18 protein-coding genes are annotated in these 18260 nt (G+C 61.0%); 10 read left to right on the top strand and 8 right to left on the bottom strand.

Annotation, left to right across the window (positions count from 1 at the left end; all coding sequences use genetic code 11):
• The first annotated feature begins 10 nt into the window (after positions 1-10).
• Both xylG and ACGSLL_RS16220 read left to right on the top strand, forming a co-directional pair.
• On the top strand, positions 11-1567 hold the full coding sequence (gene xylG, locus ACGSLL_RS16225; RefSeq protein WP_394507079.1) for a D-xylose ABC transporter ATP-binding protein: 1557 nt from the start codon (positions 11-13) through the stop codon (positions 1565-1567).
• Entirely contained in the window at positions 1568-2704 is a 1137-nt protein-coding gene (locus ACGSLL_RS16220; RefSeq protein ID WP_394507078.1) for a sugar ABC transporter permease, read from the top strand.
• Between the two features lie 168 nt (positions 2705-2872).
• On the opposite strand, the gene ACGSLL_RS16215 is transcribed toward ACGSLL_RS16220, so the two are convergent.
• Entirely contained in the window at positions 2873-3754 is an 882-nt protein-coding gene (locus ACGSLL_RS16215) for an MBL fold metallo-hydrolase (RefSeq protein ID WP_394507077.1), read from the bottom strand.
• A 231-nt stretch (positions 3755-3985) separates the two neighbouring features.
• Here ACGSLL_RS16215 and ACGSLL_RS16210 point away from each other — a divergent pair, with 231 nt between their 5' ends.
• From ACGSLL_RS16210 to ACGSLL_RS16200, 3 genes are read left to right on the top strand one after another with little or no spacing between them, the layout of a single operon-like run.
• Complete coding sequence (locus tag ACGSLL_RS16210; protein ID WP_394507076.1) at positions 3986-4210, top strand: hypothetical protein; 225 nt, start codon at positions 3986-3988, stop codon at positions 4208-4210.
• Positions 4211-4246: 36 nt separating this feature from the next.
• A complete protein-coding gene (locus ACGSLL_RS16205; protein WP_394507075.1) occupies positions 4247-5794 on the top strand; it encodes an alpha-amylase family glycosyl hydrolase in 1548 nt (515 codons plus the stop codon).
• The gene (locus ACGSLL_RS16200) at positions 5784-7406 is read left to right on the top strand and encodes an alpha-amylase family protein (protein ID WP_394507074.1); all 1623 of its coding nucleotides are present in this window, start codon (positions 5784-5786) and stop codon (positions 7404-7406) included. The genes ACGSLL_RS16205 and ACGSLL_RS16200 overlap by 11 nt, the downstream gene beginning before the upstream one ends.
• Here the strand turns inward: ACGSLL_RS16200 and ACGSLL_RS16195 are convergent.
• The 3 genes from ACGSLL_RS16195 to ACGSLL_RS16185 are packed head-to-tail and all read right to left on the bottom strand — an operon-like array spanning position 7395 to position 9676.
• Complete coding sequence (locus tag ACGSLL_RS16195; RefSeq protein WP_394507073.1) at positions 7395-8381, bottom strand: SDR family oxidoreductase; 987 nt, start codon at positions 8379-8381, stop codon at positions 7395-7397. The two genes, ACGSLL_RS16200 and ACGSLL_RS16195, sit on opposite strands and share 12 nt — an antisense overlap.
• A 19-nt stretch (positions 8382-8400) precedes the next feature.
• Complete coding sequence (locus ACGSLL_RS16190) at positions 8401-8640, bottom strand: hypothetical protein (RefSeq protein WP_394507072.1); 240 nt, start codon at positions 8638-8640, stop codon at positions 8401-8403.
• Positions 8641-8662: 22 nt separating this feature from the next.
• Entirely contained in the window at positions 8663-9676 is a 1014-nt protein-coding gene (locus ACGSLL_RS16185; RefSeq protein WP_394507071.1) for a chemotaxis protein CheB, read from the bottom strand.
• Between the two features lie 251 nt (positions 9677-9927).
• On the opposite strand from ACGSLL_RS16185, the gene ACGSLL_RS16180 reads away from it, so the two are divergent.
• Entirely contained in the window at positions 9928-11025 is a 1098-nt protein-coding gene (locus ACGSLL_RS16180) for a M28 family peptidase (protein ID WP_394507070.1), read from the top strand.
• Positions 11026-11058: 33 nt separating this feature from the next.
• Here the strand turns inward: ACGSLL_RS16180 and ACGSLL_RS16175 are convergent, their stop codons facing one another.
• The gene (locus ACGSLL_RS16175) at positions 11059-11733 is read right to left on the bottom strand and encodes an SOS response-associated peptidase family protein (RefSeq protein WP_394507069.1); all 675 of its coding nucleotides are present in this window, start codon (positions 11731-11733) and stop codon (positions 11059-11061) included.
• Between the two features lie 48 nt (positions 11734-11781).
• Positions 11782-12039, bottom strand: a complete 258-nt coding sequence (locus tag ACGSLL_RS16170) for a DUF6555 family protein (protein ID WP_090283044.1) — start codon at positions 12037-12039, stop codon at positions 11782-11784.
• Between the two features lie 442 nt (positions 12040-12481).
• On the opposite strand from ACGSLL_RS16170, the gene ACGSLL_RS16165 reads away from it, so the two are divergent.
• Positions 12482-12700 (top strand): hypothetical protein, encoded by a 219-nt coding sequence (locus ACGSLL_RS16165; protein WP_093101939.1) that lies wholly within the window; start codon positions 12482-12484, stop codon positions 12698-12700.
• A 356-nt stretch (positions 12701-13056) separates the two neighbouring features.
• On the opposite strand, the gene ACGSLL_RS16160 is transcribed toward ACGSLL_RS16165, so the two are convergent.
• Positions 13057-13815 carry a gamma-glutamyl-gamma-aminobutyrate hydrolase family protein gene (locus ACGSLL_RS16160; protein ID WP_394507140.1) on the bottom strand — a complete coding sequence of 253 codons (759 nt, stop codon included), beginning with the start codon at positions 13813-13815 and terminating at the stop codon, positions 13057-13059.
• Between the two features lie 806 nt (positions 13816-14621).
• Between ACGSLL_RS16160 and ACGSLL_RS16155 the strand changes: the two genes are divergently transcribed.
• Together ACGSLL_RS16155 and ACGSLL_RS16150 are read left to right on the top strand one after the other, a co-directional pair.
• A complete protein-coding gene (locus ACGSLL_RS16155; RefSeq protein ID WP_394507068.1) occupies positions 14622-15455 on the top strand; it encodes an SRPBCC family protein in 834 nt (277 codons plus the stop codon).
• Positions 15455-16624, top strand: a complete 1170-nt coding sequence (locus ACGSLL_RS16150; protein ID WP_394507067.1) for a zinc-dependent alcohol dehydrogenase — start codon at positions 15455-15457, stop codon at positions 16622-16624. The genes ACGSLL_RS16155 and ACGSLL_RS16150 overlap by 1 nt, the downstream gene beginning before the upstream one ends.
• A 45-nt stretch (positions 16625-16669) precedes the next feature.
• On the opposite strand, the gene ACGSLL_RS16145 is transcribed toward ACGSLL_RS16150, so the two are convergent.
• Positions 16670-16984, bottom strand: a complete 315-nt coding sequence (locus ACGSLL_RS16145) for a hypothetical protein (protein ID WP_394507066.1) — start codon at positions 16982-16984, stop codon at positions 16670-16672.
• A gap of 345 nt (positions 16985-17329) precedes the next feature.
• On the opposite strand from ACGSLL_RS16145, the gene cyoA reads away from it, so the two are divergent.
• Complete coding sequence (cyoA, locus tag ACGSLL_RS16140) at positions 17330-18259, top strand: ubiquinol oxidase subunit II (protein ID WP_394507065.1); 930 nt, start codon at positions 17330-17332, stop codon at positions 18257-18259.
• Position 18260: the final 1 nt, after the last annotated feature.

Below are 18260 nucleotides of genomic sequence, written 5' to 3'. Positions count from 1 at the left end.
AGCCCTGGTTATGTCCGACTACCTGCTGCAAATGAACGGCATCGTCAAATCCTTCAACGGTGTCAAAGCGCTCAACGGCATCGACATCAAGGTCCGGCCCGGTGAGTGCGTTGGCCTGTGCGGTGAGAACGGTGCCGGCAAATCGACGCTGATGAAAATCCTCTCGGCGGTCTATCCGCATGGCACCTGGGAGGGTGAAATCCTCTGGGACGGGCAACCGCTGCGGGCGCAATCGATCAGCGAAACCGAAGCCGCCGGCATCGTCATCATTCACCAGGAACTGACCCTGGTGCCGGACCTTTCGGTGGCCGAAAACATCTTCATGGGCCATGAATTGACCCTGTCCGGTGGGCGGATGAATTACCCGGCAATGATCCACCGCGCCGAAGCGCTGATGCGCGAACTGAAAGTGCCGGACATGAACGTGTCGCTGCCGGTTTCCCAATACGGCGGCGGTTACCAGCAACTGGTGGAAATCGCCAAAGCGCTGAACAAACAGGCGCGCCTATTGATCCTCGACGAGCCCTCGTCGGCCCTGAGCCGTTCGGAAATCGAGGTGTTGCTGGACATCATCCGTGACCTCAAGGCCAGGGGCGTCGCTTGCGTGTACATCTCGCACAAGCTCGATGAAGTGGCCGCCGTCTGCGACACCATTGCGGTGATCCGCGACGGCAAACACATCGCCACCACCGCCATGGCCGACATGGACATTGCGCAGATCATCACGCAAATGGTCGGCCGCGAAATGAGCAACCTCTACCCGTCCGAGCCGCACGAGATTGGCGAAGTGATTTTCGAAGCGCGGCATATTACCTGCTACGACGTCGACAACCCCAAGCGCAAACGGGTCGACGATGTGTCGTTCGTGCTCAAACGCGGAGAAATCCTCGGCATCGCAGGGCTGGTCGGGGCCGGCCGCACCGAACTGGTCACGGCTTTGTACGGCGCGTATCCCGGCCGCCATGAGGGCGAAGTCTGGCTCGACGGCCAGCCGATCGACACCGCCACGCCGCTGAAATCGATCCGCGCCGGCCTGTGCCTGGTGCCCGAAGACCGCAAGCGCCAGGGCATCATCCCTGACCTGGGCGTCGGCCAGAACATCACCCTCGCCGTGCTCGACAGTTATTCGAAACTCAGCCGCATCGATGCCGAGGCCGAGCTGGGCAGCATCGACCGGGAAATCTCGCGCCTGCACCTGAAGACCGCCAGCCCGTTTCTGCCGATCACCAGCCTGTCCGGCGGCAACCAGCAAAAAGCCGTGCTGGCGAAAATGCTCCTGGCCAAGCCGCGGGTGCTGATTCTCGATGAGCCGACCCGTGGCGTCGACGTCGGCGCCAAGTACGAGATCTACAAATTGATGGGCGCGCTGGCGGCCGCCGGCGTGTCGATCATCATGGTTTCGTCGGAGCTGGCCGAAGTGCTCGGCGTGTCCGACCGCGTACTGGTGATCGGCGAAGGCCAGTTGCGCGGCGACTTCGTCAATCAGGATCTGACCCAGGAACAGGTGCTCGCCGCCGCGCTCAGCCAGCCCGGCAGCCATAACAATAACGATCGGAAATCCGCGTAAATGAATCAGGTCAAACAGCTGTTCACCCGCTACAAAATGCTCGCGCTGGTGTTCGCCGTGGTGCTGATCTGGCTGTTCTTCAGCTGGCAGACCGAGGGCGGCTTTCTCACCCCGCGCAACCTCTCCAACCTGCTGCGGCAAATGTCGATCACCGGGATTCTCGCCTGCGGCATGGTGCTGGTGATCATCAGTGGCGAAATCGATCTGTCGGTCGGCTCACTGCTCGGCCTGCTCGGCGGCCTCGCGGCGATACTCGACGTGGTCTATCACATCCCGCTGCTGGCCAACCTGAGTCTGGTGGCGCTGTGCGGGCTGATGATCGGCCTCGGCAACGGCTATATGACGGCGTATCTGCGCATTCCGTCATTCATCGTCGGGCTGGGCGGCATGCTGGCGTTTCGCGGCATTCTGCTCGGGATTACCGGCGGCACCACCATCGCGCCGGTGTCGCCGGAACTGGTCTACATCGGTCAGGGTTACCTGCCCCACGCCATGGGCACCGGGCTCGGTATTGTGCTGTTCGCGCTGACCGTATTCCTCACCTGGAAACAGCGGCGCAACCGCGCCCTGCACGGCCTCGCCGCGCACTCGCTGGTGCGCGACGTAATCCGCGTGCTGGTGATCGGCGCGGTACTGGCCGGTTTCGTGCAGACGCTCAACAGCTACGACGGCATTCCCGTGCCGGTCCTGTTGCTGCTGGCCCTGCTCGGTGTGTTCAGCTACGTCACCAGCCAGACCGTGTTCGGCCGCCGCGTCTATGCGGTGGGCAGCAACATGGAAGCGACACGCCTGTCGGGGATCAACGTGCAAGCGGTCAAACTGTGGATTTTCGGGATCATGGGCGTGATGTGCGCCCTCGCCGGCCTCGTCAACACCGCGCGCCTCGCCGCCGGGTCACCCTCGGCCGGCAGCATGGGCGAACTCGACGCCATCGCCGCCTGCTTCATCGGCGGCACCTCCATGCGCGGCGGCTCCGGCACGGTGTACGGCGCCCTGCTCGGCGCGCTGGTGATCACCAGCCTCGACAACGGCATGTCGATGCTCGACGTCGACAGTTACTGGCAGATGATCGTCAAGGGCAGCATTCTGGTGCTGGCGGTGTGGGTGGATGTCAGTACGCGCACCGGGCGGCGTTAAGGTTTCGGATATCTCGTTGATTCTGACAGGGAAGCCCCTCACCTTAGCCCTCTCCCGAGGGAGAGGGAACTGATTCGGGGATATTGGGGATCTGCGCCGACGTGAGCGTTCTGCGGTGAACTGCAATCGATCAGGAGTCGCGGCGGTTAGCAATGGCGATTGCAACCCTCACAAATGCCGCAACCGGTCCCCCTGCCCCGGCGACATCGCCGCCGCGTCTGCCCCAGCGTGCATTGCCCGTTCCAGTTCCCGCGCATCATGGCTGCAATAGATCTTCACCGCCGCGCGCGCATCGGCGGCCAGTTCGCGCAGGCGTTGCTGGTTGTGCAGCCGTGCGTGGCGGTCGCTGTCCATCATGAACTGATACAGGCGCATGCCCGGCGGACAGCGGCGTTTCGGTAGGTGGATTTCGTCGTGATGGAAATAGGCGTCGCCGGCGTGCAGCTGCCAACCGTCGGTGGTGCGCAGGGCAATGCCGGCGTGGCCAAGGGTGTGGCCGCTGAGCGGCACCAGCAGGATGTCTTCTTCCTCGGCACCGAGCACGGCGCGCACCGAATCGAATCCGAACCAGGTGTCGCCCTGCGGCGCGTACAGCTCCCAGCCGTCGACGTCGCGCCATTGCGCCGGGACAAAGCGCCGCCGTTCGATCCAGTCACTGGCCGAACGGGCATGCTGCAGTTCCTGCTGCATGACGTGCACCCGTGCCCGCGGGAAATCCTGCAGGGCGCCGGCGTGATCGAAGTCCAGATGGGTCAGGAGAATATGGCGCACGTCGTTGGCGTCGAAGCCCAGCCGGCGGATCTGCTCCAGCGCGGTGAAGCGGTGCTCGAGACGGATGTTGTTCAGCGTGCGGAAAAAGCGGCTCAGGCGCTGCGGATGCTGGACGTCCTGCTGGCCGAACCCGGTATCGACCAGAATCAGGCCGTTGCTCGCGGTTTCGATCAGCAGGCAGTGACACACCACCGACGCCGTCAGGCCGTGACTGTAGCCGTCGAACAACGCGCCGCCCAACGGGCACATACAGCCGCAATTCAAATGGTGCACACGCATGTTTTACCTCCCTCGCGCCGGGCGCGCTGCCGAATCGTTATGCGAGGTTGACCCGGCGTGAGCGGCCACTGCTCGACTGAATCGACGTATGGCACGGCGAGCGCTGCGCTTGGGCAACTGGAGGGAACGACCGCCCGTCTTCAGCGTCATCACTGAAAGCGCCGCGCGTTTATCCGCCGCGTCAGCACCACCCAAACAGTCACCCAGACCCGCATCAAAAGGATGACCACCATGTTCGATAAGCCCCGCTACATCGTCAGCTTCATCCTCGACAACCAGCCGCAGAGCCGCACCCTGGAGCAGGACCTTGAAGGCCTCGATCGGCAGCAGGCGGAAGACGTGCTCAGGCAGACATTCCCCGAACTCAAGGACGCGCGTTTGAGTGACGTACAGGTGCAGAAAAGGACCAAGCCCGACGAAGGCGACAATGTCCCGGGACACTACCAGCAGCCGTGAACCAATGCGTATCAAAGCAAATTCAAGGAGAGGACCATGTCCGCTACGCAGAATTTGGCATGGTGGAAAAACGTCGCGATTTATCAGGTCTACCCGCGCTCGTTTGCCGACGGCAACGGTGACGGCATTGGCGATCTGCCGGGGCTGATCGCGCGGCTCGACTACCTCAAGGCGCTCGGTGTTGGCGCGTTGTGGCTGTCGCCGGTGTATCCGTCGCCGATGTGCGACGCGGGTTACGACATTTGCGACTACACCGACATCGACCCGCTGTTCGGACGCCTGGACGATCTCGATCAGCTGATTTCCGAGGCGCACAAGCGCGGCCTCAAATTGCTGATGGATTTTGTGCCCAATCACACCTCGGACCAGCATCCGTGGTTCATCGAATCGCGCGCCAGCCGCGACAACCCCAAACGCGACTGGTACATCTGGCGCGACCAACCAAACAACTGGCGCGCGTCGATCGACGGCGGCAGCGCCTGGACCTGGGATGAAGGCAGTCAGCAGTACTATCTGCACTTCTTCCTGCCGCAGCAGCCCGACCTCAACTGGCACAACCCGCAAGTCGTCGAGGCCATGCACAACGTACTGAAGTTCTGGCTGGACCGTGGCGTCGATGGCTTTCGCATCGACGTGGTGCATTGCGTCGGCAAGGATCCGACCTTCGCCGATGACCCGCGCTGCATGGCCGGCGAAACCATGGTGCAGATCAACGATCAGCCCTACAGCCACGAAGTGCTGCGCGGCTTGCGCCGCCTGGTGGACCATTACCCCGGCGACCGCGTGTTGATCGGTGAAGTGAATATCCGCTCGACGGCACGAGTGGCGGCCTATTACGGCGCCAGTGACGAATTGCACATGTCGTTCAACTTCCCGCCCTTGGACGCCCCGTGGGACCCGGTGGTGTTTCGCCTGTGCATCCGCGAAGTCGAACGTTGCCTCGGCGAGCAATCGGCGTGGCCGACCTGGGCCTTGTCCAACCACGACAACAGCCGCATCCGCAGCCGTTACGGCGGCTCGCTGGCACGCACAAACGCAGCGGCGGTAATGCTGCTGAGTCTGCGCGGCACGCCGTTCATTTTTCAGGGCGACGAACTGGCGCTGGAGGACACTCAAGTTGACGCGCAAACCCGCGTCGACCCCGGCGGACGCGACGGCAGCCGGGCGCCGCTACCGTGGCTGGCGCAGGCGCCGCATGGCTGGTCGGGCAAGGCGCCATGGCTGCCCTTCCCGCCTGAAGCCGAAGCGCTGGCCGTGGACACTCAGGAAGCGGCCTGCGACTCCACGCTCAATCTGTACCGGCGCCTGCTGCATTGCCGCCGCGAGAGCGCTGCGTTGCGCCTCGGCGACTGGCAGGAATTGCCCTCGCACCCACAACTATTGGCTTATCGGCGCCATTGCGAGGATGACGAACGGATTGTCTGCATCAACTTCGACGAGGCCGAGCATGCTTTTGTGTTGACCGGCGAGTGGATCGTCGAAGTGGCCAGTGATCGCCACGGCGAGGACCAGCCGTTCGCCGGCCTCGTCGCCGCGCAGCAAGCGCTGATCCTGCGTCAGAAAGGAACTGCCCATGAGTGCTGAATGGCCGCACACCACGGTGATTTATCAAGTTGATCCGTCGCAGTTTTACGACCGCAACGACGATGGCTGCGGCGACTTTGCCGGCATTGTGGAACGTCTCGATCACCTGCGCTCACTGGGCATCGGCGCGCTGTGGTTGCTGCCGATCTTCGGCTCGCCGTTTCGCGATTGTGGCTATGACGTCAGCGATCATCAGGCCGTGGAACAACGCTTCGGCAGCGAAGCGGATTTTCGCCGGCTGATCGACGCGGCCAACCAGCGCGGCATGCGCGTGATCATGGAACTGGTGTTGCAACACACCAGCGACCAACACCCGTGGTTTCAGCAGGCACGCCGGGATCGCCACAGCCGCTATCGCGACTATTACATCTGGTCGGACCAACCGGTGGACGATGGCAACCAGCCGATCTTTCCCGGCGTGGAGGATAGCATCTGGCACTGGGACGATCAGGCCGGGCAGTTCTACCGGCATCTGTTTTACCGGCACGAGCCGGACCTGAACCTGCAGAACCCGGCGGTGATTGCCGAGATCGAACAGATCATCAGCCACTGGCTGCGCCTGGGCGTTGCCGGGTTTCGTCTGGACGCCGCCTCACACGCGGTGGAACAGGCCGGCGGCGGCAAGGAAGAACGTGGTGTGTGGCTGCTCGAACGGTTGGCGGCGCATGCACGCTCGATCAACCCGGAATGCCTGTTGATGGGCGAAGTCGATGTCGAGCCGCAGCGCTTTCAGCACTATTTCGGCAGTGGCAATCGCTTGCAACTGGCGCTGGATTTCTGGATGAATAATCACCTGTTTCTGGCCCTGGCCCGCGAGCGTGCCGAACCGCTGTTGCGCGCGTTGCGCCAGCGTCCGCAAGCCCCGGACGGCGCCGGTTATGCGGTGTGGCTGCGCAATCATGACGAGCTGGATCTGGAACGCCTGAGCCCGGCCGAGCGCGAGGAAGTCATGCAGGTGTTTGCCCCGCAAGAGGACATGCGTGTCTATGGCCGCGGTATTCGTCGACGGCTGGCGCCGATGCTCAATGGCGACGTGCGGCATCAGGCATTGGCGCAGGCGTTGCTGGCGTCATTGCCGGGTACGCCGATCATTCGTTACGGCGAGGAAATCGGCATGGGCGATGACCTGCGACGGCGCGAACGTCTCGCCGTACGCACGCCGATGCAGTGGAGCGCTGAGGTCAACGGCGGTTTTTCCCGCGCGGCGCAAGCGAAGCTGCCGGCGCCGCTGATCGATGCCGGACCGTTCAGCTATCAGCGGGTGAATGTTGCGACGCAGCAAGAAGATACCGAGTCGCTGCTCGCGCGCTGTCAGGCGATTTTTCAGCAGCGGGCGCAACTCGGCGAAATCGGCTGGGGCGCCTCTGAACCCCTTGCGCAGGCACATCCGGCAGTATTTGCCATGCGCCATGTCGGCGCAGCGACCACCCTTGTGCTGGCCAACCTCAGTCGGCAACCGGTCACCCTCGATCTGGCGTTGACCAAGCAACTGCAGGGTTTCGAGCAGGTCCTCGCGGACGGCGTCTATCCCTTGCCCGTCAACGAAACCGAGGCGCTGACACTGAACGGCTTTGGCTACCGCTGGTTTCGTCGCAACGTTTCAAAACCATAACAACACCAGCGCGCCGACCACTGCCAGCGCCGCTGCCAATGCCGACACCTGGGTCGAGGTCAGCGCCAGCGCGCTGTCGCGAGAGCGCCCCACGAAGCGTCCGCGCGCGCGGTGCAGATCGCCACTCAGCGGTTGAAAGAGGTTGTCGCCGTGCTCGCCGTGGTCGTTTTCCTTGCTCATCTGCCCCGGATAGCATTGGCGCGCGAGCATTCGGTCGAGCAGCCCCGGAATCAGGCAACTGCCGACAATCGCCTTGATGCTCGCCGTGCCCAGCCACAACTCGCGTGGCGGGCGCTGGATGACGCTGAAGATCGCCCGGGCGGCGACGTCCGGGTCGTGAATCGGCGGCACCGGTTGCGGGCGTTTTTCCAGTTTGTTGCGCGCCCAATCGAACTGCGGTGTATTGATCGCCGGCAACTGCACCATGCACACGCGAATGCGGCTGCGCTCGTGCAGCAACTCGCAGCGCAACGCATCGGTGAAACCGCGCACGGCGAACTTGGCTGCACAATAGGCCGACTGCAGCGGAATTGCCCGGTAAGCCAGTGCCGAGCCGACCTGGATGACCAATCCATTGTTGCGTGGTCGCATCAAGCGCAACGCCGCCAACGTGCCGTGCACGGTGCCGAGATAAGTCACTTCGGTGACCCGATGGATCTCCTCTGCGCTGAGCTTCTCGACCGGTGAAAACACAGTGACCATGGCTGAATTGACCCAGATCTGCAGCGGCCCCAGTTCCTCCTCCAGCGCAATCGCCGCTGCTTCGAGCGCTTGCGCATCGGCGACATCGACGCTGATCGCCTTCAATGCCTGACCGTATTGCGCCAGCTCTTCGCGCGCCGACTCCAGCCCGGCCTCATCGCGCGCCAGCAAGCCAATGCGGTAACCGGCGGCGGCAAAACGGTGGGCCGTGGCGCGCCCCACGCCGGCGCTGGCGCCGCAGATCACCACCAGCCCCTTGCTTTGCTGATCCATGCTTGCTCCTCCCGGCAGACTAGAACTTCGGCACATCGCCCGTGGCTTCGGCCAGCGTCGCCAGGGCCTCTTCCATGCTGGCGATGTTGTCTTGAAGCTTCTCGAAAACCAGATCGAAAGCGCCGTCGACGTCCATCGTCTGCTGCCCGCGCAGCGTGGCGCTGCCCTCCTCGATCTCGCGCAACGTATTCACGCTCTCGCGCAGGCTGAGTAATTGCTCGAAGATGCTTGTGACCTGGGCTTTGCTGTCAACGCTCATGCTTGCCATCCGGACCTCGTTATCATTCAACCGAACGCAAGTTCGTCAGCAACCCGCGCAACGTGTCCTTGTGGCTTTCGAGACCTTCGCTGGTCAGTTCGTATTCCTTCAACGCACTGGTGCGGCCGTGGTCCTTGCTGCTCTGAATCAGCCGCCCGAGCAGTAACTGCTTCTCGTGCAAGGTGCGAATCGCTACCCACAGCGCTTCTTCGACGGTTTCATTTTGCGCTTCGAACAAGGCGCGACTGGTGTAGGCGTGGCCGGTGTGGCAGCGATAACGCGGCGGCGTTTCGCCGACTTCCCACAGCGCGCCGCCACAATCCGGGCAGGACATCCCGGCGACCTTGCCGACCGCATCCAGCGCATAGGCGCCGCCGCGACTGAGGTTTTCGGTGAGGTCGTTCTCCGTTGCGAAAGGCTCGATGCGTGGCGGCGGCTCAGACGAATGAGCGCCGTCAGCCCGTTGCCGGACCGTCTGGACCAACGCCGTGCCCAACGTGTTCAGCGGCAGGCACACATCCACTTGCACATGCCGCAGCGCATTGCGTGGCATCGACGGCGCTTCGGCGGTGTCCGGGTCCTGCACGAACACCTGGCCGCCATACGCTTTGATCGCTTGCAGCCCGACCACGCCGTCATCCAGCTCGCCGGTCAGCAGCACGCCAATGGTTCTGTCGCCATAGCTGGTCGCGGCCGAGCGAAACATCGGGTCGATGGCCGGGCGCGCATGGTTTTCCTTGGCGCTGCGCACCAGTTGCAGCGTGTCGCGCTTGATCAGCAAGTGCTTGTCCGGCGGTGCGATGTACACACAGCCATTGGCTGGCCGGGCGCCGCTGGCGGCGAAACTGATGTCGAGCGACGAGGTGTGCGTCAGCAGGCTCGGCAGCAGGCTCGGCTGATCGCCGATATGCATGGTGATGAACACAGCTGCGGGCAGATCGCGTGGAAACTGCTCCAGCAGCACGCGCAATGCGGCCAATCCACCGCTGGAAACACCAATGACTATGATCTGTTCGACCGGCTTGTGTTGATTCATGGTTGACGTCCTTACTGCCGGATCGAAAGCGCCGATTTGCCCTCTGACCGCGCTGGCAGGCTGTTGCGGCGCCCTGTGCGCCTTATAAAAAAATGATCGTTGTGTCTGTTGTGATCGGTCGAAACCAACGAAGGTTCGAAGAAATCTTCAACCGCCGGCCGCAGCGCTTTGCGATTGAATTTTTAACGCCCATGCCTTCCTAAACGTAGAGCGCCCCGCAACGGGACGCACGTCAAAGAGGACTGAAAGCGATGTCGAAAAACCGCGAACAGGCCGCCGATGGCGAGACCACGGCCAACACCGAAGCACTGCTCAAGCGCCTGTTGATGGCGCGCGGTCCCGGTGGTCAGGAAGACGAGGTCCGAAGCATCTGTCAGGAACACTTGCAGCGTCATTGCGATGAAACGTGGACCGACCCGGCGGGCAATGTCATCGGCTTGATCAAGGGCCGGAACACCGCTGCCGGTGCTGTACGCATCATGGGCCACATGGATGAAATCGCCATGGTGGTCAAACGCGTCGAGCCGGACGGTACTCTGCGGGTGGTGGCGCTGGGCGGCGCCAACCCGGTGAACTTCGGCGTCTGCCCGGTGGATATTCTCGGCGACGAGCAGGTGCTGCCCGGCGTGCTGTCGTTCGGCTCGATGCACGCAACCACCGGCTCGCCGCAAGGCCAGGACGTGCTCAGCGGCGCCGTGCAATGGAAAGACGTGCACGTCATCACCCGCCAGGACCCGCAAGCCTTGCAGCGCATGGGCGTGCGTCCCGGCACGCGGGTGGTGCTCAGTCAGCACTGGCGCACGCCGTTTCGCGTCAACGATGCGATTGCCGCGCACTTTCTCGATGACAGCGCGCCAGTCGTGGCCATGTTGCAAGCCGTCGAGCAATTGAGCCAGTGGCGCGGCGAGTTGCCCTGTGACGCTTACTTCGTCTTCACCACCCTCGAAGAAGAAAGCAACGCCGGCGCGATGTACGCCGCCGCGCATTTGCCCGGGGAGACGACCATTGCCGTCGAAGTCGGTCCGGTGATGAGCGAATACGCGACGCAGTTGAAGGTCGATCCGATCATCAATACCGGCGACCAGAAAGGCTATTACTCAAGACACGTGGTGACAGCGCTGGCCGCTGCCGCCAAGCATTGCGGCTTTGATCCGCAGTTTGCCTTACTGGTGGATTTTGCTTCCGATGCCAGTGCGGTGATGAGTTCAGGTATCAGCGCGCAGGCAGGTTGCCTGGCGATACCGACGGAAAATACCCATGGATTCGAGTTGGTGGTCGATGGCGCGATTGAAGCGTGCGCCGCGACGCTGGTGCAATACCTGAAAAACCTGCCCGACGATGTTGTGTGAACCGACGCATCTGTGAGGCGCCGGTTCGGCGATTCACCTGAACCGCAGGGTGCGCTGGGAGGTGAGCACGTGCTCCAATTGCGGTTCGATCACCGCGCGGTGCACGGCCAGCACCCGCGCCTGTTCCCATTCCAGGTCGGGGCTTAACCATGCCAGCGCATTCTGCGCGGCGAACGCCAGCAACCGCTGGCGTTTCATCTCGACATCTTCATGAGTCACCAATGCCAGCCCTTCACATCCGTTCGAGGCGCCGCCTCCTTGTGCAAGCGCCGCAAGGAACATGGGGGCCGGCTGACGCGACGTGGTGTAGGCCAGATTGCGTGAATGCACGGTCATGCCGGTATCCAGAGGCTCGTACCAGCCCTCGACGGCGACGAGCATGCGCCCGTCACGCTTGACCCGGTTGAAGACTTTCGAACGCATCACCAGGTGCAGCGGCAAATGCGTCAGCGGCGCCAACGTACCGCTCGACCAGAACGGTGACCAGCCCCAGCGCACCGGCAGACATTCCAGTGTGGTGCCGCGATGGCGAATGCCGGTGAGTTGCATGCCGGGTTTGATCAGTTCGCCTTTCGCGCTCGTCCCGTGGTCGCTCGCGTCGGTGCTTTTTGCCGAAACGCCCAACACTTCAATTCGTGAAATCTCCCCTTCGAGAAAGCACGACGCCAGTTTCTGCGGGGCGGCGTGCTGGACAATGTACTCACACATGCTGAAACTCCTGACAATCGCTCCGATTGCGCAAGCAGGGCCACGCGGTCATATCGCCATGTCCTCATCCCAGGTCACGGGTTTCGAGGCCCGCCATTGCACGTCGGTCACGCCGAACCGCTCCGCCATCGGTTTGGAAAAACGCTTCAAGGGAGGCCTTCCGGGCTTGGGGATCGGGGTCAACCCCGCGTCACAACTGGCCCACTGCCAGGCTTCCGCGTTGTTCATCAATTTTGTCCTGATAATGAACGACTTGGGCTTGCCGTGGAGTCGGTAGTTGATCACATACAATTCTGCTTGGCTCATGAGGCTCTCCTGTTGTTACTAAACAGGGATGTTTCACGCGCGGAGAAATTCAGAGAATTTGACTGGATTTCGATATACGTTTCAAAGCCCTGAAAATTAGCTATACAGAGCCATCAAATATGTACAAGTGGAGCGTAATGTATTTTTAACAGCCAAATGAAAGGCAACTAACGATCCCTTGCCTGGCAACTTTGCGATGCAATTGCAGCGTGCAAACTTGATCGTGCTTGCGTCAGCCTTGTCATTTCCGTGTCATTGCGCGCAAAACCCCGTCTCTTGCAGTCGCAGGTGTGGAAGTTGTACTGACGTGCAAATAAACCCTGATCTTCCGATCCTCAATAATTAATAAGCGAAGCGCTTTTCGCGTGATTTTTTATACAAACCCACCGAAGCCTGTGCGAAGGTTGAATTGGCCTATCGAGCCGTAACAGGAGAGTGCGTGATGGATGACGATGATCAACAGCATACTTGTACAAGGTGCAACAGGCTGTATAAAAGCCCCCAGCAAGCGGAACGCTACAAGGCGGGCGCGGGCCATGCCGGACTGTGCGGGCGATGCATCAAGCTGCAACAAGAGCAGGCCATTGATGAAGGCCTCGCGCTCTGCGCCGCGAAGATGATGCTGATCGACAGCCAATTCAAAACACCGCCGAAGCGCTAGTCTAATGTCTGCCATACCCACATCTTATGAACCATCATTGCAGTGCGCGCGGTTCAACTGGCTATGGCTGTCAACAAAACGGTTTTATGAATCAGCAACATGGCAAACCGATATTGAATTGCCTTCACGGTGATCACTGCTTTGAATCAACTGACCGTTAGTCAGATTATCTTCTAGAAAACACGAAACAACTTCAGCGAGTGCGATCCCAATAGCAGACCTGCCAAAAGCAGGTCGCTCACGAGTACCCTCCTTAATTGCCCGTACCCTGTACGGGCTTTTTTCTGTTGTTCTTTACAGGCTGTTTTTGTTTAAAGCCCTAACTTCAACCCTGACCATTGTTAACATCCATCCCGCTAAAGCCCAGCGGTACGTTGTTCGGCATACAGGCGGCACGCCTCGCCAAAGGCGTGAAATATCTTCAGATATTCCGGATGCGACAGCACCTGCCACTCAGGATGCCACTGCACGCCCAAAGCAAATCCCTTGCTGCCCTCAACCGACAGCGCCTCGATCAAGCCATCCTCCGCCACTGCCTCAACACGCAACCCCTCAGCCACCCGCGCGATGCCCTGAGCGTGCACCGAATTGACCTTGATCACGCCCTCAAGCCCAAGCCGCGCCAGAACGCCGCCCGGTTGCACCGTTACGTCGTGGGTCTTGGCGTACTGCTCTTCGATAGATTCATCACCGGGCGGCTCATGCTCCGGACCTGGCTCATCAAGCTGCTGGTGCAAGGTTCCGCCGAAAGCCACATTGAGCTCCTGCACCCCGCGACACAAACCTAGCACCGGCAACCCGGCAGCAATCGCGACCCGCAACAACGGCAGCGTCAGATGATCACGCGCAGGATCATGCTCAGTCCCCGGCGGACTCGCTGGCCCGCCGTAATGAAACGGCTCGATATTCGACGGCGCACCGGTGAACAGCAAACCATCAACACTCGCGACAATCTGCTCAGGATCGAGCAGATCAGGAAACATCGGCAAAATCAGCGGCAGCCCACCTGTCGCACAGGCCACCGCACGCGAATTCTTGTCGTCATTCATCTGCACCGCATGCGGGCCGATCTTCCAGCTACTGGCCGTGACCGCAATGACAGGTAATCGAGCCATACACTCCCCCCGGAATTGGTTGTTGGCGTTTCGCCTGGAATTTTGAGTTCGGGGTTGGTGAGGGCGTTCAGTTGGTTTTATGGGCGCGGTCAATCTGGTTTCCTGCCTGAAAATCAAAAGATCAAGGTCAAGATCAAAAGCCCCTCACCCTAGCCCTCTCCCGGAGGGAGAGGGGACTGACCGTGGTGGATGTAAGAGCTACGCCAACGTGCAATACCGAGTCGTACACAAACTTCGAAGCCAACCAAAATCGGCCCCCTCTCCCTCGGGAGAGGGCTGGGGTGAGGGGCGAATCCACCGCAGATCAAAAGCCAACCACCCGCTTCTAACCACTCAACAATGAGCGTTAGCTCGAGTGCTCTTGATCTTGCCTAACCAGCGACATCGGAAGGCTGAGTGGAGGGATTGATCCGGGCGTGGGAGCGCAGCGACCGTCTGGCGCAGCCAGACACAGCGGAAGGAGGTGCAGCGAAGCAAACCGTAGCCGCTGCGCCCGGATCGGTCCCGGAGCGAAGGAACCCGAGCCTGCGAGGGCCGAACGTAGGAGCAAGCGTTTTGGGTTACCTTTTTGGCGTTTGAAAAAGGTGACCCGCCGTAAGGGCGGAACCGTGAGTAGCCGTGACCGCAGCAACGGATATGTACCCAAAAAAACCAGCGCCTGAAAGAAAGCCTTCGCGAGCAGGCTCGCTCCCACAAAAGGTATTGCACTGCCACAGACGACCTTTCATCCCCACACCGACAAACCCAGTGGAACCGCAAACGCCAGCATTTCTTCTATCGCAAACACACCGATGGAGAACCACAACATGACTGACCATCCACTGATAGCCACCCACACAAAAAACGACACCGGCCAGCGCGGCACAATGAGCAGCGCCGAACGCGCCCTGTCCCTCACCGCCGGCGGCGCACTGCTCTTGCACGGCTGGCGCACCGGCGGCCTCGCCGGCGCGCTGGAAATCGTCGCCGGCGCATACGGCGTGTGGCGCGGCGCCGCCGGCCACTGCCGCTTGAAACAGGCCCTCACCCCTACCCCGTTCGAACAACAATTCAGCCGCGAACACCAGTGGCCGATCAGCGAAGCGATCACCCGCAGCGTGACGATCAACCGCCCACTGGAAGAAGTCCGCGATTTCATCGCCCGCGTCGAAAACATCGGGCCGTTGCTGCGCTGGGTCGACAGCGTCGAACAACTCAGCCCCGACACCACCTGCTGGACGCTGCGCGCACCCGCCGGTCGCAAACTGCAAACGACGCTGATCCGCCAGCCCGCCGAAGACCAAAACACCCTGCATTGGCAAACCCCGGACCAATCCAGTTGGCAACACGACATTTCCCTGTCGTTGACCCCCGCCCCCGCCAACCGTGGCACCCAGGTCAAAGCCGTGGTCGTCTGCAAACCGGCGATGGGCAAACTCGGTTACGCCTTCGCCCGCGCAATCAGCCTGTTCAGCGACAAGGCGCTGCTCAATGGCTTGCAAGCGGTGAAGCAACAAATGGAAACCGGCGAAGTCAGCAACAACCGCATGCGCCCCGAAGGCGACGATGATTTCTTTTATGTCCACGGCGACAGCGGCCATGCCGCGGCCAGCCAGCCACCGGTGAAAACCGGCGTGGCGATTGAAGGGGGGATTCACTGATGCGCGCACTCACCTGGCAAGCACCCAACCATCTGCAAGTCGACAATGTCCCTGATCCGTCGATTCTCAACCCGCGCGATGCAATCATCCGCGTCACGATGTCCTCGGTCTGCGGCTCCGACCTGCACCTGCTCGGCGGTTACGTCCCGGCGATGAAACCGGGCGATATCATTGGCCATGAATTCATGGGCGAAATCGTTGAAGTCGGCCCCGGCGTCAACGGCCTGCGCAAGGGCGACAAGGTCATCACCATTTCGATCATCGGCTGCGGTAATTGCGAGCCGTGTCAGCGCAGCGACTTTTCCTGCTGCGACAACTCCAACCCCAATCCGTCGGTGACCGACCTCGCCTACGGCCAACCGTGCTGCGGGATCATCGGCTACAGCCACGCGTTCGGCGGCTATCCCGGCAGCCACGCCACCTACGTGCGCGTGCCGTACGCCGACGTCAACCTGTTCAAGGTGCCCGACGGCGTGCGCGACGAGCAGGCGCTGTTCGTTTCCGACGCCGCGCCCACCGGTTATTTCGCCGCCGACAACGCCGACATTCAACCGGGCGAAACGGTCGCGGTCTGGGGCTGTGGCGGCGTCGGGCTCATGGCGATCTGCAGCGCCTATCTGCTCGGCGCCGAACGGGTCATTGCGATCGATCGTTATCCCGAGCGGCTGCGCCTCGCCGAAGAACGCTGCAACGCCATCCCGATCAATTACGAGCAGACCAATGTCCACGAAGCGCTGCTGGAGCTGACCGGCGGACGCGGGCCGGACCGCTGCATCGACTGCGTCGGCATGGAAGCCCACGGCACCGAAATCGACTACGCCTACGACAAGACCAAACAGATGCTGCGCCTGCACACCGAACGCGGCACCGTGTTGCGTCAGGCCATTCGCGCCTGTCGCAAGGGCGGCACGGTTTCGGTAGTCGGGGTGTATGGCGGGCTGCTGGATAAATTCCCGATGGGCGCAATCGTCAACAAGGCGCTGACCGTGCGCTCCGGGCAACAACCGGGGCAACGCTACGCACCGACGTTGTTCGAACACATCCAGAAAGGCGAACTTGATCCGTCGTGGCTGCTGACCCACCCGATGAGCCTGGAGGACGGCGCCGAAGGTTATCGGATGTTCAAGGAGAAAACCGATCAGTGCATCCGCGCCGTGTTCAAGCCTTGAAGCTTGCAACGCCGCTGACGCCGGTTGCCGGCGTCAGCGACGCTGTCATTCATTGTCGTGGCCGTGCGCGTCGGCACAGGACAATCGCCCCGACTCGCCGCCGGCGATGCGTTCAGCCTGATCGATGCCGCGCTTGAGCGCGTCTTCAACTTCCCATTCGATACCGGGCAATTTTCTGATCCGCTCGTAGGCGCATTCGCCGGTCGCCGTGTAGACGCTGATGAACATTTCCACGTCGCCATCGTCCGCCTCGCGTGCCCGCACCTCGATGTGACAGCCGTTTTCGACTTCTTCCGTATGGCACTTTTCCGCCTTCTCCGTGGCCTTCCATTTGTTATAGGTTTCGCCGCGTTTGAACATGTCGTACTCCTGATCTGAATCCGCTTATTCAAAGACCCAGGCTGTCGCTGGATGATTCCCGAATTTGCCAAAGGTCATTTCCAGCATAGTCCGCGAGTTCTGCTCCGCCGCTTCGCTAGTTCAACCGTTCGTCAGGTTCAGTAACATTTTGTCAAACCAATGCCCAAGGGCTTATTCAAAAAATCGTGGCTCACATGAACCACCGCAAACGACCGCCTGAATATTGAATCAGGCAACTTCGCTGCGCGTTAAACAAGCGCAACGGTATTACCTCAACCGATTGTTTACATCAGGTGCGTCGCAGTTCCGCCACAGGACGAGGATCGGCGTTATACAGGAGCATGTATGAAGCGAATCATTGGGTATGGCCTGACCTATCTCGCTACCAGCGTTCTTCTCGCCGGTTGCAATTTGATCGTGTTCAACCCCAAGGGCCAGGTGGCCAAGGATGAACGCGACCTGATCATTCTCGCGACCGGCCTGATGCTGTTGGTGGTCATTCCGGTCATCGTCATGATGTTCCTGTTTGCCTGGCGCTATCGCGCCACCAACAAGAAAGCCCGGTATTCGCCACGCTGGGCCAGTTCGCACAAGATCGAGGCCGTGGTCTGGGGCGTGCCGTTCCTGATCATCTGCGTGCTCGGCTGGGTTACGTGGGAAACCACGCACGCGCTGGATCCCTATCGACCGCTTGATTCCGATGTCCCTCCGGTGAACGTGCAGGTCGTCGCAACGGACTGGAAATGGTTGTTCATCTATCCCGATCTGGGTATCGCTTCGGTGAACGAACTCGCGGTTCCGGTCAATACCCCGGTCAACTTCACCATCACTTCCGATGCCGCGATGACTTCCTTCTTTATTCCTGCACTCGGCGGGCAGATATATGCCATGGCGGGCATGCAGACCAAGTTGCATTTGATCGCCAATGAGGCCGGCCAATATCGCGGAATCGCCGCCAACTATAACGGTCGTGGTTTCTCCGACATGCACTTCAGCACCCTGGCGTTGAATGGCGCCGACTATGACGCGTGGGTAAACAAGGTCAGGAACATCCCCCAGCAACTTGATCAGAACAGTTATGCCGAACTGGCAAAGCCTTCGGTTGCACACCCGATTACTTATTACTCGAAAGTTCAGGATCGACTGTTTCTGAACATCGTCGACAAGTACGAAGGCATGAACAAGGCACCGCGCCCCAAAGGTAGCCAGGTGCAACGCAACAGCGACGACAAGCGCGTCGATCAACAACCGAGTCTGCTGGCCGAGGAGCGTTAAC

The sequence above is a fragment of the Pseudomonas retamae genome (genome assembly GCF_043496865.1).
In the GTDB taxonomy this organism is placed as follows: domain Bacteria; phylum Pseudomonadota; class Gammaproteobacteria; order Pseudomonadales; family Pseudomonadaceae; genus Aquipseudomonas; species Aquipseudomonas retamae.
The sequence above is the reverse complement of the archived record's forward strand: the minus strand, read 5'-3'. Positions and strand labels throughout refer to the sequence as shown.

Excerpts from the sequence above, each read along its gene's own strand:
- xylG (WP_394507079.1), top strand. The coding sequence starts at position 11 with ATGTCCGACTACCTGCTGCAAATGAACGGCATCGTCAAATCCTTCAAC.
- ACGSLL_RS16220 (WP_394507078.1), top strand. The coding sequence starts at position 1,568 with ATGAATCAGGTCAAACAGCTGTTCACCCGCTACAAAATGCTCGCGCTG.
- ACGSLL_RS16215 (WP_394507077.1), bottom strand. The coding sequence starts at position 3,754 with ATGCGTGTGCACCATTTGAATTGCGGCTGTATGTGCCCGTTGGGCGGC.
- ACGSLL_RS16210 (WP_394507076.1), top strand. The coding sequence starts at position 3,986 with ATGTTCGATAAGCCCCGCTACATCGTCAGCTTCATCCTCGACAACCAG.
- ACGSLL_RS16205 (WP_394507075.1), top strand. The coding sequence starts at position 4,247 with ATGTCCGCTACGCAGAATTTGGCATGGTGGAAAAACGTCGCGATTTAT.
- ACGSLL_RS16200 (WP_394507074.1), top strand. The coding sequence starts at position 5,784 with ATGAGTGCTGAATGGCCGCACACCACGGTGATTTATCAAGTTGATCCG.
- ACGSLL_RS16195 (WP_394507073.1), bottom strand. The coding sequence starts at position 8,381 with ATGGATCAGCAAAGCAAGGGGCTGGTGGTGATCTGCGGCGCCAGCGCC.
- ACGSLL_RS16190 (WP_394507072.1), bottom strand. The coding sequence starts at position 8,640 with ATGAGCGTTGACAGCAAAGCCCAGGTCACAAGCATCTTCGAGCAATTA.
- ACGSLL_RS16185 (WP_394507071.1), bottom strand. The coding sequence starts at position 9,676 with ATGAATCAACACAAGCCGGTCGAACAGATCATAGTCATTGGTGTTTCC.
- ACGSLL_RS16180 (WP_394507070.1), top strand. The coding sequence starts at position 9,928 with ATGTCGAAAAACCGCGAACAGGCCGCCGATGGCGAGACCACGGCCAAC.
- ACGSLL_RS16175 (WP_394507069.1), bottom strand. The coding sequence starts at position 11,733 with ATGTGTGAGTACATTGTCCAGCACGCCGCCCCGCAGAAACTGGCGTCG.
- ACGSLL_RS16170 (WP_090283044.1), bottom strand. The coding sequence starts at position 12,039 with ATGAGCCAAGCAGAATTGTATGTGATCAACTACCGACTCCACGGCAAG.
- ACGSLL_RS16165 (WP_093101939.1), top strand. The coding sequence starts at position 12,482 with ATGGATGACGATGATCAACAGCATACTTGTACAAGGTGCAACAGGCTG.
- ACGSLL_RS16160 (WP_394507140.1), bottom strand. The coding sequence starts at position 13,815 with ATGGCTCGATTACCTGTCATTGCGGTCACGGCCAGTAGCTGGAAGATC.
- ACGSLL_RS16155 (WP_394507068.1), top strand. The coding sequence starts at position 14,622 with ATGACTGACCATCCACTGATAGCCACCCACACAAAAAACGACACCGGC.
- ACGSLL_RS16150 (WP_394507067.1), top strand. The coding sequence starts at position 15,455 with ATGCGCGCACTCACCTGGCAAGCACCCAACCATCTGCAAGTCGACAAT.
- ACGSLL_RS16145 (WP_394507066.1), bottom strand. The coding sequence starts at position 16,984 with ATGTTCAAACGCGGCGAAACCTATAACAAATGGAAGGCCACGGAGAAG.
- cyoA (WP_394507065.1), top strand. The coding sequence starts at position 17,330 with ATGAAGCGAATCATTGGGTATGGCCTGACCTATCTCGCTACCAGCGTT.